This window comes from Mycobacterium shottsii (assembly GCF_010728525.1).
GTDB lineage: Bacteria > Actinomycetota > Actinomycetes > Mycobacteriales > Mycobacteriaceae > Mycobacterium > Mycobacterium marinum.
Genome location: NZ_AP022572.1, coordinates 3,962,694 through 3,978,462, shown reverse-complemented (window position 1 = coordinate 3,978,462; position 15,769 = coordinate 3,962,694). Strand labels below are relative to the sequence as shown.

Below are 15,769 nucleotides of genomic sequence, written 5' to 3'. Positions count from 1 at the left end.
ACCTGGCCGCTTCCATGGCACTTCAGTTGGATGCTCTAGGTCCTGTCTGCTAATTGCGGACGCGGTGGTAGGTGATGATGGCGGCCAGGGTGACACCGCCGAGGTAGGTCAGGGCGTATTTGTCGTAGCAGGTGGCGACCGCGCGCCAGTGTTTGAGCCGGTTGAAGCTTCGCTCGACGGTGTTACGGTGCTTGTAAATTCGGCCTGAGAACCCCGGAGGCCGTCCTCTGTTGCGGCCTTTGGCTTTGCGGCGGGTGATCTGGTCGCTGCGCTCGGGGATGGTATGGGCGATCTTGAGCCGGCGCAGCTGTGCCCGCGTCGAGTCATGGGAGTACGCCTTGTCCGCCAGCAGGCGAAACGGGGCGTATGAGTTGCTGCACCGGGCGGCCAGCAATGGCCAAAGCATCGGATTATCACCGGCTTGACCGGCCGACAGTGCCAGGGTGACCGGACTGCACAGCTGGTCGGTCAAGGCGTGGATCTTGGTAGTCAGCCCGCCGCGGGAACGCCCAATGGCGTGGTCATCGGGCTCATCGAGATATTTCTTGTAATTCGACAGATCCCCTGTGCGGCGCCCGGGCGCGCTCCGGCTGCGTGTCGGTGGGCGCGCACACTGGTCGAATCGACCGACAACAGTGCGCCCAGGTCGGCGTCCTCGGCGTCGAGGTCAGAGGCGATCGCCGCGAAGATCCGCGCGTAGATGCCATCGACCGACCAGCGTAGATGCCTCTCGGCCACCGATTGCCAGGGACCGAAGTGCTCGGGCAGGTCACACCACGGAGATCCCGTACGGTAACGCCAGATAATGCCCTCCAGAGTACGTCGATGATCGTTCCACGGCCGGCCACGCCGCCGCCCCGCAGGCAACACCGCCACGATCAGCGACCACAAATCATCAGAAATCGCATGCGTCCGCATCACCCAAACAGCATCAGCCAAAACACCATTCACATTAAGCAGACACGCCCTAGAACGCCACGGCGAACTGGTGGACGGCCGTGACCGTTACGGCCCGGCGGTGCGTGCCGAGCTGTTGGCGATGAGCAGCGCCACGATCGACCGCTACCTGCGCGGCGCCAAGGCCCGCGACCAGATCTCGGGTGTGTCGACGACGAAACCCTCCCGCTGCTGCGGTCCTCGATCACCATCTGCAAAGCAGGCGATGAGGCCGAAGAATCTCCGGGGTTCTTCGAAGGCGACACCGTGGCGCACTGCGGCCCGACACTGAAAGGTGAGTTCGCCCGCACGGTCAACCTCACCGACATGCACATCGGCTGGGTGTTCACCCGCACGGTGCGCAACAACGCCCACCCCACATCCTGGGCGCCCTCAAAACCGGAATTACTAAAATCCCTATAAGGTAACGGGTTTGGACTTCGACAACGGCACCGAATTCCTCAATAAGGCGGTCATCAAGTGGGCCGCGGACATGGAGATCTTCTTCACCCGCTCACGACCCTACAAGAAGAACGACCAGGCCACCATCGAGTCCAAAAACAACCACCTCGTGCGTCGCTACGGGTTCTACTACCGCTACGACACCGACGAAGAACGCGCCGTGCTCAACCGGCTGTGGCACCTGGTCAACGACCGGCTCAACTACCTGACCCCCACCATCAAACCCATCAGCTACGGCTGCAGCCGCGACGGTCACCGCCGCCGGCTCTACGACAAGCCCCAGACCCCCCTGGACCGGCTGCTGGCCGCCGGAGTCCTCTCAGCGGCCCAACAAACAGAGCTGCTCACCTACCGCAACAGCCTCAACCCCGCCGCGATCGCCCACCAGATCGCCGACCTGCAAGCCGCCCTGCTCAGACTCGCCAAAGACAAGACCGAACAGCTCTACCCCGCCGCCATACCCGCCGCTCTACCCGCCCTCAAAGCCGGCATCCGCATCAAAAGCAAGACCACCACCTGACCCCGATTTCGCGGGCATTCCTTACGTGATGCATGAACCAGGTTTCGCGGGCATCTTGACTTGATGCATCACGGCATCGACTGCGTAACATTGTCGACGTGTCGTCCCTACGCATCCCGGGTACCTGTCCTGGGTCGGCTGTCTCCCGATTGCTCGGACCGCGGATGTCTCCGGATTTGCCCGGAACTAATCGCCGTTGGTTACGACAGCCGGTAGTAAGCCGGAGTACTCTGGATTCAAAGCTGATGGAGCCGATGGAGCTAAACGAACTATGGCCAAGCTGACGCGCCTGGGGGATCTGGAACGCGCGGTCATGGATCACCTGTGGTCCACCCCCGAACCCCAGACAGTTCGACAGGTCCACCAAGCGCTCTCGGCGCGGCGAGACCTCGCCTACACAACCGTGATGACGGTGCTGCAGCGGTTGGCCAAAAAGAACCTGGTTTCTCAGATCCGCGACGACCGGGCGCATCGGTATGCACCGGTGCACGGGCGTGACGAGCTGGTCGCCGGGCTGATGGTGGATGCGCTGGCCCAAGCCGAGGACTCGGGTGGCCGGCAGGCCGCGCTGGTGCACTTCGTCGAGCGTGTCGGAGCCGACGAGGCGGACGCGCTTCGCCGAGCGCTCGCCGAATTGGAAGCAAGTCATCGCATTTCGCCATCTGCTGGCGCTCCGGTGGACAGCTGAGGGAGACTAGCAGCGTGTCCGCGCTGGCCTTCACCATCCTCGCGGTGCTGCTGGCCGGCCCGACACCGGCCTTGCTGGCACGCGCCACGTGGCCGTTGCGCGCACCTCGCGCCGCAATGGTGCTCTGGCAAGCGATCTCCCTGGCCGCCGTACTTTCCGCCTTCAGCGCCGGAATCGCGATTGCGACCCGATTGCTCATGCCCGGTCCCGACGGGCGGCCCACGGCCGGCATCATCGACGCCGAAGGCCGGCTCGGTTGGCCGCTGTGGGCGGCCTACGTTTCCGTCTTCGCGCTCACCGTCCTCGTGGGGGTACGGCTGGTGGTCGCGGTGGTGCGTGGTGCCATCGCCACCCGGCGACGGCGGGCCCGTCACCGCATGGTCGTCGACCTGGTCGGAGTGGGGCACGAAGCGACCTTGGCCCAGCCTTGCGCGCGGACTCGCGATCTGCGCGTCTTACACGTCGCGCAACCACTCGCCTACTGCCTGCCCGGGGTACGTAGCCGGGTGGTGGTCAGCGAGGGGGCGCTCACCACGCTCAGCGACAAAGAAGTCGCGGCAATACTTACCCACGAACGGGCTCATCTACGGGCCCGCCATGACCTTGTTCTGGAGGCGTTCACCGCCTTCCACGAGGCCTTTCCGCGGCTGGTTCGCAGCGCCAACGCATTGCGCGCGGCGCAGCTACTGGTTGAACTGTTGGCCGACGACGCGGCAGTGCGCGCCGCGGGACGAACCCCACTGGCTCGGGCCCTGGTCGCCTGCGCGTCCGGGCGGGCACCGTTGGGCGCCCTAGCCGCGGGCGGTCCCAGCACGCTGGTGCGGGTGCAGCGGTTGTCGGGGCGAGGCAACAGCTTGGCGCTGGCCGCGGCCGCCTACGCGGCCGCTGCGGTGGTGCTGGTGGTCCCCACCGTGGCGCTGGCCGTACCGTGGCTCACGGAATTGCAGCGGTTGTTCGACCTCTGACGCGCCGCGACACGCCTCGGAGTTTCTATGCCACAGTGGGTCGGACTAGCGTTCGGAAAAGCTTTGGCATGAGTTCTCTAATCTGAGTGGCCTCACCGAAAGGCAAGATATGAGTTCGTCGGAATCGAGCACCGCTACCGCCCAGATCGGTGTTACCGGCCTGGCCGTGATGGGTTCGAACATCGCCCGCAACTTTGCCCGACATGGCTACACCGTGGCCTTGCACAACCGCTCGATCGCCAAGACCGACGCGTTGCTCAAAGAGCATGGAGCTGAAGGCAAGTTCGTCCGCAGCGAGACGATCAGCGAGTTCCTCGCCGCGCTCGAGACGCCGCGCCGGGTGCTGATCATGGTCAAGGCGGGCGAGCCCACCGATGCCGTGATCAACGAACTCGCAGATGCCATGGAGCCCGGCGACATCATCATCGATGGCGGCAATGCGCTCTACACCGACACCATTCGCCGTGAGAAGGCGGTGCGTGAGCGCGGACTGCATTTCGTCGGCGCGGGGATCTCCGGCGGCGAGGAGGGCGCGCTCAACGGGCCATCGATCATGCCCGGCGGCCCCGCCGAGTCGTACACCTCGCTAGGCCCGCTGCTGGAGGAGATCTCGGCACACGTCGACGGCGTTCCGTGCTGCACTCACATCGGGCCGGACGGGTCGGGGCATTTCGTGAAGATGGTGCACAACGGCATCGAGTACTCCGACATGCAGCTCATCGGCGAGGCTTACCAGCTGCTCCGTGACGGGCTGGGGATGAGCGCCCCGCAGATCGCCGACGTGTTCAGCGAGTGGAACAAGGGCGATCTGGACAGCTATCTGGTGGAAATCACTGCCGAGGTGCTGCGCCAAACCGATGCGAAGACCGGAAAACCCCTCGTCGACGTCATTCTGGACCAGGCCGAGCAGAAGGGCACCGGTCGCTGGACCGTGAAATCCGCCCTCGACCTCGGGGTGCCGGTGACCGGCATCGCCGAAGCCGTCTTCGCGCGAGCGCTGTCGGGGTCGGTGCAGCAGCGCGCGGCCGCGGTTGGGCTGCCTTCGGGGCGGCTGGGCGACAAGCCCGCCGATCCGGACACCTTCACCGAGAACGTCCGGCGGGCCCTGTATGCCTCGAAGATCGTGGCCTACGCGCAGGGGTTCAACCAGATCCAGGCCGGCAGTGCCGAATTTGGCTGGGACATCACTCCGGGCGACTTGGCCACCATTTGGCGTGGCGGCTGCATCATTCGGGCCAAGTTCCTCAACCGGATCAAAGAGGCGTTCGACGCGGAGCCGGCCCTAGCCAGCTTGCTGGTCGCGCCCTATTTCCGCAGCGCCATCGAATCGGCCGTCGACAGCTGGCGCCGCGTGGTGTCCACGGCGGCTCAATTGGGTATACCGACCCCCGGGTTCTCGTCGGCCCTCGCCTACTATGACGCGCTGCGCACCGAACGGTTACCCGCCGCACTCACCCAGGCCCAGCGCGACTTCTTCGGCGCGCACACCTACGGCCGGATCGACGCGGCGGGCAAGTTTCACACGCTGTGGAGCGCAGATCGCAGCGAGGTGCCGGCCTAGCCCGGCGAGAACGGCTCAGCGAAGGGCAACCATGAGGTTCTTGGACGGGCATCGGCCCGGGTACGACCTGACGTACAACGACGTATTCATCATGCCGAATCGCTCCCTGGTGGCGTCCCGGTTCGACGTGGATCTGTCGACCGCCGACGGTTCGGGTACCACCATTCCCGTGGTGGTGGCCAACATGACCGCGGTGGCCGGGCGGCGGATGGCCGAGACCGTGGCCCGCCGCGGTGGCATCGTGGTTCTGCCGCAGGATCTGCCCATCCCGGCGGTGCACCAAACCGTGGAGTTCATCAAGAGCCGCGACCTGGTGCTAGACACACCGGTGACGCTGGCGCCCGAGGATTCGGTATCCGATGCGATCGCGTTGATCCACAAACGTGCCCATGGGGTCGCCGTTGTGGTCTCCGAGGGCCGCCCAATCGGCTTGGTGACCGAAGCGTCCTGCGTGGGCGTGGACCGCTTCTCCAGGGTGCGCGATATCGCGGCCCTGGACTTTGTCAGCGCTCCGGTGGGCACCGAGCCGCGAAAGGTCTTCGAGCTGCTAGAGCACTCGCCCATCGAGGTCGCGGTGCTGACCCGGCCCGATGGCACGCTAGCCGGCGTGCTGAGCCTGACCGGGGCGATCCGCGCCGGGATCTACACGCCGGCCACCGACGCGGCCGGCCGGCTGCGCATCGCGGCGGCCGTCGGTATCAATGGCGACGTGGCCGCCAAAGCGGGCGCCCTGGCCGAGTCAGGGGTGGACCTGCTGGTCATCGACACCGCCCACGGGCACCAGGTCAAGACACTGGACGCGATCAGTGCGGTCGCATCGCTCGATCTGGGCCTTCCGTTGGCGGCGGGCAACGTGGTGTCGGCCGAGGGCACGCGGGACCTTCTGGGCGCCGGTGCCGACATCGTCAAGGTGGGCGTTGGTCCCGGCGCCATGTGCACGACCCGGATGATGACCGGTGTCGGACGGCCGCAGTTTTCCGCCGTGCTCGAATGCTCCGCTGCGGCAAGGGAGCTTGGCGGGCACGTATGGGCCGACGGCGGGATCCGTCATCCTCGCGATGTCGCACTGGCGCTGGCAGCAGGCGCGTCCAACGTGATGATCGGATCCTGGTTCGCGGGCACCTATGAGTCCCCCGGCGACCTGATGCGCGACCGCGAAGACCAGCCCTACAAGGAGAGCTACGGCATGGCTTCCAAGCGTGCGGTAGTCGCTCGGACCACCACCGACAGCGCGTTCGATCGGGCCCGAAAGTCGCTGTTCGAGGAAGGCATTTCGACGTCGCGGATGGGGCTCGACCCCGATCGCGGCGGAGTGGAGGACTTGATCGACCACATCACATCCGGCGTGCGCAGCACTTGCACCTACGTTGGCACGTCGAATCTGGCCGAACTTCATGAACAGGTGGTCATCGGCGTGCAGTCAGCGGCCGGCTTTGCCGAGGGGCATCCCCTACCCGCCGGCTGGTGAGCAGCGCCACACGGCGAGGGCTGATCTGTGCGGGATGGTTTCGTTACCATATGGACTTCAATCCTGCGATGCCCTACCGCGGGGTCTAGCGAAAGGGATGACGTGCCGCAGGCACCCGCCGAGGCCGCTGGCTTCCAGGGCGGGCGGTCCCCCGCATCCGCGCGGGGCGCTGCGGCCGCGCCACTGAGCCGCACATGATGTTCACCGCCACCACCGTGAGCATCGTGGCCATCCTGGTGCTCACCCTAGGTACCGCGGTTTTCGTCGGCGCCGAATTCTCGCTGACCGCGCTGGACCGCAGCACCGTCGAAGGCAACGCCCGCGGCGGAGACAGCCGTGACCGCTTCATCCGGCGCGCCCAGCACCGGCTGTCGTTCCACCTCTCGGGTGCGCAACTGGGCATCTCCATCACCACCCTGGCCACTGGGTATCTGACCGAACCCCTGGTCGACGCGTTGCCGCATCCGGCGCTGACCGCAATCGGAATATCCGACCAAATGTCGGACGCCATCACGGTGTTCTTGGCGCTGGTGGTCGTGACGTCGGTATCGATGGTGTTTGGCGAGCTGGTCCCCAAATATCTTGCGGTGGCCCGTCCCCTGCCGACCGCTCGAGCGGTGGTCCTTCCCCAGTGGCTGTTTTCGGTGCTCCTCACCCCGGCGATCCGACTGACCAACGGCGCCGCGAACTGGATCGTGCGCCAGCTCGGCATCGAGCCGGCCGAGGAGCTGCGCTCCGCCCGTACCCCGCAGGAGCTGGTGTCGTTGGTGCGCAGCTCCGCCCGAAGCGGCTCACTCGATGATGTCACCGCGTCGCTGATGCGCAGGTCGCTGCAGTTCGGGACCCTGACCGCCGAGGAGCTGATGACGCCGCGCTCAAAAGTCGTGGCGTTGCAGACCGATGACACTATCGCCGACCTGGTCGCCGCGGTGGCTGCGTCGGGATACTCGCGATTCCCGGTTGTCCAGGGAGATCTGGACGAGACCTTCGGCATCGTCCACGTCAAACAGGTGTTCCAGGTTCCGGCCGCCAACCGCGCGCACACGTTGCTGAGCAGCATCGCCAAGCCGGTTCCGGTGGTGCCCTCGACGTTGGACGGCGATGCGCTGATGGCCCAGATCAGGGCCAATTCGCTGCAGACCGCCATGGTGGTGGATGAATACGGTGGCACCGCGGGCATGGTCACCGTCGAGGACCTGGTCGAAGAGATCGTGGGCGATGTCCGAGATGAACACGATGACGCGACGCCGGACGTGGTGGCGGCCGGCAACGGATGGCGGGTATCGGGGCTGCTTCGCATCGACGAGGTGGCCATCGCCATCGGCTATCAGGCCCCGGAGGGACCCTACGAAACGATCGGCGGCCTGGTGCTGCGCCAGCTCGGACATATTCCGGTGGCCGGCGAAACGGTCGAACTTCCGGCGCTGGACGAAGACCGGGTGCCCGATCAATCGGTACGCTGGCGCGCCACCGTCGTACAGATGGATGGTCGCCGGATCGACCTGCTGGAGCTCACCGAGCTGGCCGCTGCCGAGGACGGTCAGGATGATTCCGACCCGGAGCGGGGCGGCCGATGAACCCGGTGCTGGCTGTGGCCCTTGCGGTGTTGCTGATTGCCGCCAACGCGTTCTTCGTCGGCGCGGAGTTCGCCCTGATCTCGGCCCGGCGCGATCGCCTCGAAGCGCTGGCCGAACAGGGCAGGAACAGTGCGGTCACCGTGATCCGGGCGGCCGAGCAACTTCCGTCGATGTTGGCGGGGGCGCAGTTTGGGGTCACGGTGTCTTCGATCCTTCTCGGACGGATCGCGGAGCCGGCAGCGGCCCAGACCCTGCAGAGATGGTTCGGCTTGGCCGGTTTGGATCCGAGGTTGCTGCACACGTTGTCGTTCGTGGTCGCGCTGGCCATCGTGGTGACGCTGCACGTGCTGCTCGGCGAGATGGTGCCGAAGAACATCGCACTTGCTGGTCCGGAACGCACCGCGATGCTGCTGGTCCCGGCATACCTGCCGTATGTGCGCGCCGCCCGCCCGATCATCTTCTTGTACAACAAGTGCGCCAACGCGATCCTGCGCATCTTTGGGGTGCAGCCCAAAGACGAACTCGACATCACCGTCTCCACGGTGGAGCTCTCCGAGATGATCGCCGAATCGGTATCGGAGGGTCTGCTCGATCCTGAGGAACACACCCGATTGACGCGGGCACTACGGATTCGTACCCGGGTGGTGGACGATGTCGCGGTCCCCTTGCCCAATATTCGAGCGGTGCCCGTTGCTGCCGCGGGGTCCGGACCCACGATCGGTGCGGTGGAGCAAGCCTTGGCCGAGACCGGGTATTCGCGCTTCCCGGTGCTCGGTCTCGACCAGCATTTCATCGGGTACCTGCACATCAAGGACGTGTTGGCACTTGGTGACGACCCAGCAACGGTTATCGACCTGGCCTTGGTCCGCCCGCTGCCCCAGCTGGCGAAGTCACTGCCGCTACCCGATGCGCTGTCCCGGATGCGTCGCAGCAACAGCCATCTGGCACTGGTCACCTCCGACGACGGCGCTGTGGCCGGCATGGTCGCGCTAGAGGACCTGGTGGAAGACCTGGTCGGCACCCTCAGCGATGCGAAACACCGGAACTGACGGGCGGGACGCCCTATGGCTGCGGCTGTCCCTGATCACCATTTCTGAACCAGTTGGCCAAACGGCGCAAGCCGCAGTCGGATGACGATACGTTGTGGCTGCGAGGACATTGTCACTTTTCGCGATGGTGTGGCGCGCACATCGGGTCGTCCGGGAGAAGTGGGTCGTTAGCGGTGGTGTGAGGAGCACGTGATGTCGTTTGTGGTGGCGGCCCCGGACGCGGTGACCGTGGCGGTGCAGGACTTGGCCAGCATCGGCTCGGCGATCACCGTGGCCAACGCGGCGGCCGCGACGCCCACGACGGGGGCGCTGGCCGCGGCCGCTGATGAGGTGTCGGCGGCGGTTGCGGCATTGTTCGACGGACACGCCCAGGCCTATCAGCTGCTCGGTGCGCAGGCGGCGGAATTTCATGAGCGGTTTGTGCGGGCCATGGCTGCGGGTGCGGCGTCCTACGCCACCGCGGAGGCCGCGAATGCTTCGCCGCTGCAGGCCGCGCTCGACGCGGTGAATGCGCCCGCCCAGGCGCTATTGGGACGCCCCCTGATCGGCGACGGTGCCGACGGAGCCCCGGGGCAGCCCGGCGGCGCCGGCGGATTGCTCTACGGCAACGGTGGTAGCGGCGGCAACGGTGGGATCGGCCAGGCCGGCGCGGTCGGCGGGGACGCGGGTTTGATCGGTAACGGCGGTAGCGGCGGCATCGGCGGGCCCGATTCCACCGGTCTGCCCGGTGGCGCCGGTGGGGCCGGCGGATGGCTGTTGGGTGACGGTGGCAACGGCGGCATCGGCGGGGCTGGGACTGGCGTCGGCGGCGCGGGTGGCTCCGGCGGTCAGGGCGGCGCCGCCGGGCTGTTCGGCAGCGGTGGCACCGGTGGGGCAGGTGGGTTCGGCAATTCCGGGACCGGCGGGCCTGGCGGTGCCGGCGGCACCGGTGGGCTGCTGATCGGCAACGGCGGAAACGGCGGCTACGACATCCAGGGCGGTGCTTTCGGCGGAGACGGGGGCAACGCTCGGCTGATCGGCAACGGCGGGGACGGCGGCGTGGAAGCCGGTGGCCCCGGAACTACCGGCGGCGATGGCGGCAATGGCGGGTGGTTGCTGGGCAATGGCGGCAACGGTGCCGCTGACGGTGGCGGCGCCGGAAGCGCTGCCGGGGCCGGAGGCAACGCCGGGCTGATTGGCAACGGCGGTCACGGCGGCCTGGAACACATTGACGGCAACGGCGGCGCCGGCGGCAATGGTGGGCTGCTGTTCGGCAACGGCGGACACGGCGGCGCCGTCGCATTCGGCGGCGCCGGCAGTATCGCCGGGGCCGGTGGTGATGCCGGACTGTTCGGCAGCGGCGGCAACGGCGGCTTCAACGGGTACCAGGGCGTCGGCGGCGCCGGCGGCGCAGGCGGGAAGCTGTTCGGCGACGGCGACGGCGGCGACGGTGGCGACTGCGCCGAGAGCAACGGCGGCATCGGCAGTGCCGGTCGCGGCGGCAGCGCCGTCGGGCTGATCGGCAACGGTGGCGCCGGCGGCGTCGGCGGGGTGGGCGGCAATGCCAATGCCGGGGGCAGCGGCGGGAGCGGCGGCAACGCCGCCTGGCTGTTCGGTGATGGTGGGGCGGGCGGTTCGGGTGGATCCAGCGATACCGCTGCCAGCGGCGCCGGCGGCAACGGCGGCACGGCCGCTCTGATCGGCAACGGCGGCGACGGCGGGGACGCCGGCGTCAGCTTTGCCGGTATGGCGGGACCAGGTGGAAACGGCGGTGACGCCAGGTTGATCGGCGACGGCGGCGACGGCGGGCGCGGCGCCCCGGGCGGCGCCGGCGGGATGAGTGGGTCGCTATTCGGGCAGGACGGATCCAACGGGGCTTAGTCGGAAGCGCGGCCCGGCCCGTATGATCTCAGCGGCTACGGCAACACACACGGATCGCCAATTGAGCTCAACGAGTTGCCAGAGCGCGATCGTGCAGCGCCATGCGCCGCGGTGGGCAACTTGGCTAGGCCATTGTGACCTGGTGCTGCGCGCCGCCGGATGCGGCAGTCGCGCTGTCGGCCGGTAGTCTGACCTAATTGCCAGTAAGGGAGGAAGCAATGACGGATCGCGTGTCGGCGGGGAATTTGCGCGTCGCTCGGGTGCTCTACGACTTCGTAAACAACGAGGCCCTGCCCGGCACCGACATCGACCAGGACAGCTTCTGGGCGGGCGTGGACAAGGTGGTCACCGACCTCACCCCGCAGAACCAGGATTTGCTGAAAACTCGCGATGATCTGCAGGCCCAGATCGACAAGTGGCATCGCCACCGGGTGATCGAGCCGTTGGACCCGCAGGCCTACCGCGAGTTCCTCACCGAGATCGGGTACCTGCTGCCGGCACCCGAGGACTTCACCATCACCACCTCCGGGGTTGACGACGAGATCACCACGACCGCCGGCCCGCAGCTGGTGGTGCCGATCCTCAACGCGCGGTTCGCCCTCAACGCTGCCAACGCCCGCTGGGGCTCGCTCTACGACGCCTTGTACGGCACCGACGTCATCTCCGAAAGCGACGGCGCCGAAAAGGGCCGGGGCTACAACAAGGTCCGTGGTGACAAGGTAATCGCCTACGCGCGCCAGTTCCTCGACGACAGCGTGCCGCTGGCGGGGGCCTCCTACACCGATGCCACCGGCTTCAAGGTGGAAGACGGACAGCTGGTGGTGTCGCTGGCGGACACGTCCGCAGCGCTGGCCGATCCCGGCCAGTTCGCCGGCTACACCGGCGCCGCCGAGAACCCAAAGTCGATCCTGCTGGCCAATCACGGGCTGCACATCGAGATCCTGATCGACCCCGAGTCGCAGATCGGTGCCACCGACGGCGCCGGCGTCAAGGACGTGATCCTGGAGTCCGCGATCACCACCATCATGGACTTCGAGGACTCGGTGGCCGCGGTCGACGCTGACGACAAGGTGCTGGGCTATCGGAACTGGCTCGGACTGAACCGGGGCGATCTGTCCGAGGACGTCACCAAGGACGACAAGACCTTCACCCGCGTGCTCAACACCGACCGCACCTACACCGCCCCGCACGGTGGTGAGCTGACCTTGCCCGGCCGCAGCCTGTTGTTCGTTCGCAACGTGGGCCATCTGATGACCAACGACGCCATCGTTTCGGACGCTGAAGGCGCCGAGGGCGCCCCGGTGTTCGAGGGCATCATGGATGCGCTGTTCACCGGCCTGATCGCCATCCACGGTCTGCGAAGCACCGATGCCAACGGGCTGCTGACCAACAGCCGCACGGGCTCCATCTACATCGTCAAGCCCAAGATGCACGGTCCCGCCGAGGTGGCGTTCACCTGTGAATTGTTCAGCCGCGTCGAGGACGTGCTGGGGTTGCCGCAGGGGACCATGAAGGTCGGCATCATGGACGAAGAGCGACGTACCACGCTCAACTTGAAGGCATGCATCAAGGCGGCCGCCGACCGGGTGGTGTTTATCAACACCGGCTTCCTGGACCGCACCGGTGATGAGATCCACACCTCGATGGAAGCCGGCCCGATGATCCGCAAGGGCGCGATGAAGAACACGGCGTGGATCAAGGCCTACGAGGACGCCAACGTCGACACCGGGCTCGCCGCCGGCTTCTCCGGTAAGGCGCAGATCGGCAAGGGCATGTGGGCGATGACCGAACTGATGGCCGACATGGTGGAGCAGAAGATCGCCCAGCCGAAGGCCGGCGCGACCACCGCGTGGGTGCCATCACCCACCGCGGCCACCCTGCACGCGATGCACTATCACAAGGCGGATGTGTTTGCGGTGCAGAAGGAGCTGCAGGGCAAGACCCGCACCAGCGTTGACGAATTGCTGACCATTCCGCTGGCCAAGGAACTGGCCTGGGCGCCCGAGGAGATCCGCGAAGAGGTCGACAACAACTGCCAGTCCATCCTCGGTTACGTGGTGCGCTGGATCGACCAGGGCGTCGGCTGTTCGAAGGTTCCCGACATCCACAACGTGGCCCTCATGGAGGACCGCGCCACCCTGCGGATTTCCAGCCAGTTGCTGGCCAACTGGCTACGGCATGGCGTGATCACCAGCGAGGATGTGCGGGCTAGCCTCGAGCGCATGGCACCGCTGGTGGACAAGCAGAACGCCGGAGATCCCGAATACCACGCGATGGCACCCAATTTCGACGACAGCATCGCATTCCTGGCGGCCCAGGATCTGATCTTGTCGGGGGCACAGCAGCCCAACGGATACACGGAGCCGATCCTGCACCGCCGTCGTCGTGAATTGAAGGCACGCGCTGGTGCCTGATTCTCGCTGGCCATCGGTCAATCTTCGACGGGGAGGACGCTGATACCGGTATGGGTAGGCACAGTTTGCCCGACCCCGAGGACTCCGCCGACGAACCGTCCGATGATCACGATGCGGAGAATCAGGATTGGGACGATGAGCTAACCGGCCAGCCTGGTGGGGGTGCGGGCTCGGCGGCCGCTGATCCGGGTGCCTTCGCGCATCCCCAGGCTGCCGATTCGGCCGGCGGCTACCCCTACCCCGGGTGGGAGCAGTCGGGTGACACCGCTGGCCATTTCGGTGATCAGGAGGCTGACGAAGACTCCGCAGACGAGGACGGCTACTGGGCCGACGAACAGGTCTTCGACGAGAGCCAGTACCTCGAACAGGACCCCTACGGCGCCGACGATCGGCATCTGGAGCTGGGGGCCGAGGAATACCCGGACTTCGGGACGCACCCGGATGGCCCCGAGCCCAGTGACCCCAAACCGGCGGCAACTCCCCCGCCGCCGCTATTTCGTGTTGCCGGCCATCGTGGATTGCGCGGCTGGCAGGGCGGCCACCGCAGCGCCGACGGGCGGCGCGGAGTCAGCGTCGGCGTGATCGTGGCCTTGGTGGCCGTCGTGGTGGTGGTCGTCGGAGTGATCGGGTGGCGCTTCTTCGGTGACGTGTTGTCCAACCGCTCGCAGACCGCCGCGGCTCGTTGTGTGGGTGGAAACGACACCGTCGCCGTCATCGCCGACCCGTCGATCGCCGATCAGGTCAACGATTTCGCCGACAGCTACAACGCATCGTCGGGACCCATTGGTGACCGGTGCGTGTCGGTGGCTGTCAAGGCCGCCGACGCCGACGCCGTCATCACCGGCTTCATTGGGAAGTGGCCATCCGAGCTGGGTACTCAGCCCGGATTATGGATTCCTGGCAGCTCCGTCTCGGCGGCGCGGCTGCTCCAAGCCGCGGGTAAGGAAGCCATCAGCGACAGTCGATCGTTGGTGACCTCGCCGGTGTTGTTGGCGATCCGGCCCGAGCTGCAGCAGGCGCTAGGCAACCAGAACTGGGCCGCGTTGCCCGGTCTGCAGTCGGATCCCAACTCTATGGCCGGCCTGAAATTGCCGTCTTGGGGTTCGCTGCGCCTGGCGCTGCCGGTCGGGGGTAACGGGGACGCCACCTTCCTGGCCGGTGAAGCCGTGGCGGCGGCGGCGGCCCCCGTTGATGCGCCGCCGACCGCCGGCATCGGTGCGATGCGCACGCTGATGGCCACCCAACCCAAGTTGGCGGACGGGTCGCTCAGCGAAGCGATGGACGCCCTGCTCAAGGCAGACGACGTGGCCGCGGCGCCGGTGCACGCGGTGATCACCACCGAGCAACAGCTGTTCTTGCGCGCACAATCGTTGTCCGACGCGAAGAAGAAGTTGAGTTCATGGTTGCCGCCCGGCCCGGTCGCGGTCGCCGACTACCCGGCGGTCCTGCTCAATGGGTCGTGGTTGTCGCAGGAGCAGACCACGGCGGCCAGCGCCTTTGCCCGGTACGTGCACAAGCCGGAACAACTCGCGAAGTTGGCGAAAGCGGGATTTCGGGTCGACGATGTCAAGCCGCCCAGCAGCCCCGTCACGAGCTTTCCGGCCTTGCCCGCTCCCCTTTCCGTTGGTGACGAGGGAATTCGCGCCACACTGGCCGATGCCGTGGCCGCACCGTCGATGGGAGTTGCCGCGACCATCATGCTTGACCAGTCGTTGTCCACCGACGACGGCGGCAAGACTCGCCTAGCCAATATCGTTGCGGCGCTGCAGAACCGAATCAAGACGCTGCCGCCCACCTCGGCTTTTGGGTTGTGGACGTTTGACGGGCGCGAGGGCCGAACCGAGGTGCCCACCGGGACACTCGCCGACCCGGTAAACGGGCAGCCCCGCTCGGCGGCGCTCAACGCCGCGCTGGACAAGCAATATTCGTCAAACGGTGGCGCGGTGTCGTTCACCACGCTGCGGATGATCTATGAGGACGTGCAGGCGCATTTCCGTGCCGACCAGGCCAACTCGATCTTGGTGATCACCGGGGGACCCCACACCGACCAAAGCCTCGATAGCCCTGGCCTGGAGAATTTCATCCGGACCAGCGCGGACCCGGCCAAGCCAATCGCGGTCAACGTCATCGACTTTGGTGCCGATCCGGACCGCAAGACGTGGGAAGCCGTTGCTCAGCTCAGCGGTGGTAGCTACCAGAACCTGGCGACCTCGACGGGCCCGAACCTGGCCGCCGCGGTCGACACCTTCTTGAGCTGACCCGGCTACCC

12 protein-coding genes and 1 pseudogene are annotated in these 15,769 nt (G+C 66.6%); 12 read left to right on the top strand and 1 reads right to left on the bottom strand.

Annotation, left to right across the window (positions count from 1 at the left end; translation table 11 throughout):
• Nucleotides 1-49: 49 nt before the first annotated feature.
• Nucleotides 50-921 (bottom strand): annotated as a pseudogene (locus tag G6N41_RS18250) (IS5 family transposase).
• A 67-nt stretch (nt 922-988) separates the two neighbouring features.
• Here G6N41_RS18250 and G6N41_RS18245 point away from each other — a divergent pair.
• The 12 genes from G6N41_RS18245 to G6N41_RS18190 all read left to right on the top strand — a co-directional run bounded on the left by G6N41_RS18245 (nt 989) and on the right by G6N41_RS18190 (nt 15,758).
• Entirely contained in the window at nt 989-1,228 is a 240-nt protein-coding gene (locus G6N41_RS18245) for a hypothetical protein (RefSeq protein ID WP_198913343.1), read from the top strand.
• Nucleotides 1,204-1,359 (top strand): hypothetical protein, encoded by a 156-nt coding sequence (locus tag G6N41_RS18240; protein ID WP_198965232.1) that lies wholly within the window; start codon nt 1,204-1,206, stop codon nt 1,357-1,359. Before G6N41_RS18245 ends, G6N41_RS18240 begins: the two co-directional genes overlap by 25 nt.
• A 10-nt stretch (nt 1,360-1,369) precedes the next feature.
• On the top strand, nt 1,370-1,918 hold the full coding sequence (locus tag G6N41_RS18235; RefSeq protein ID WP_231608575.1) for a hypothetical protein: 549 nt from the start codon (nt 1,370-1,372) through the stop codon (nt 1,916-1,918).
• Between the two features lie 271 nt (nt 1,919-2,189).
• Nucleotides 2,190-2,606, top strand: coding sequence for a BlaI/MecI/CopY family transcriptional regulator (locus G6N41_RS18230; RefSeq protein ID WP_198965314.1), 417 nt, complete (start codon nt 2,190-2,192; stop codon nt 2,604-2,606).
• Nucleotides 2,607-2,620: 14 nt separating this feature from the next.
• Nucleotides 2,621-3,571, top strand: coding sequence for a M56 family metallopeptidase (locus tag G6N41_RS18225; RefSeq protein WP_198965313.1), 951 nt, complete (start codon nt 2,621-2,623; stop codon nt 3,569-3,571).
• 109 nt (nt 3,572-3,680) lie between these two features.
• The gene (gene gndA, locus G6N41_RS18220) at nt 3,681-5,132 is read left to right on the top strand and encodes an NADP-dependent phosphogluconate dehydrogenase (RefSeq protein ID WP_012394431.1); all 1,452 of its coding nucleotides are present in this window, start codon (nt 3,681-3,683) and stop codon (nt 5,130-5,132) included.
• A gap of 31 nt (nt 5,133-5,163) precedes the next feature.
• The gene (locus tag G6N41_RS18215) at nt 5,164-6,600 is read left to right on the top strand and encodes a GuaB1 family IMP dehydrogenase-related protein (RefSeq protein ID WP_198965312.1); all 1,437 of its coding nucleotides are present in this window, start codon (nt 5,164-5,166) and stop codon (nt 6,598-6,600) included.
• 194 nt (nt 6,601-6,794) lie between these two features.
• Nucleotides 6,795-8,177 carry a hemolysin family protein gene (locus G6N41_RS18210; RefSeq protein ID WP_198965311.1) on the top strand — a complete coding sequence of 461 codons (1,383 nt, stop codon included), beginning with the start codon at nt 6,795-6,797 and terminating at the stop codon, nt 8,175-8,177.
• A complete protein-coding gene (locus tag G6N41_RS18205; RefSeq protein ID WP_198965310.1) occupies nt 8,174-9,226 on the top strand; it encodes a hemolysin family protein in 1,053 nt (350 codons plus the stop codon). The genes G6N41_RS18210 and G6N41_RS18205 overlap by 4 nt, the downstream gene beginning before the upstream one ends.
• Before the next feature lie 192 nt (nt 9,227-9,418).
• A complete protein-coding gene (locus tag G6N41_RS18200; RefSeq protein WP_198965309.1) occupies nt 9,419-11,086 on the top strand; it encodes a PE family protein in 1,668 nt (555 codons plus the stop codon).
• Nucleotides 11,087-11,304: 218 nt separating this feature from the next.
• Nucleotides 11,305-13,500, top strand: coding sequence for a malate synthase G (locus G6N41_RS18195; RefSeq protein ID WP_198965308.1), 2,196 nt, complete (start codon nt 11,305-11,307; stop codon nt 13,498-13,500).
• A gap of 50 nt (nt 13,501-13,550) precedes the next feature.
• Nucleotides 13,551-15,758: a substrate-binding domain-containing protein gene (locus G6N41_RS18190; RefSeq protein ID WP_198965307.1), complete on the top strand. Its 2,208-nt coding sequence runs from the start codon at nt 13,551-13,553 to the stop codon at nt 15,756-15,758.
• Nucleotides 15,759-15,769 lie beyond the last annotated feature (11 nt).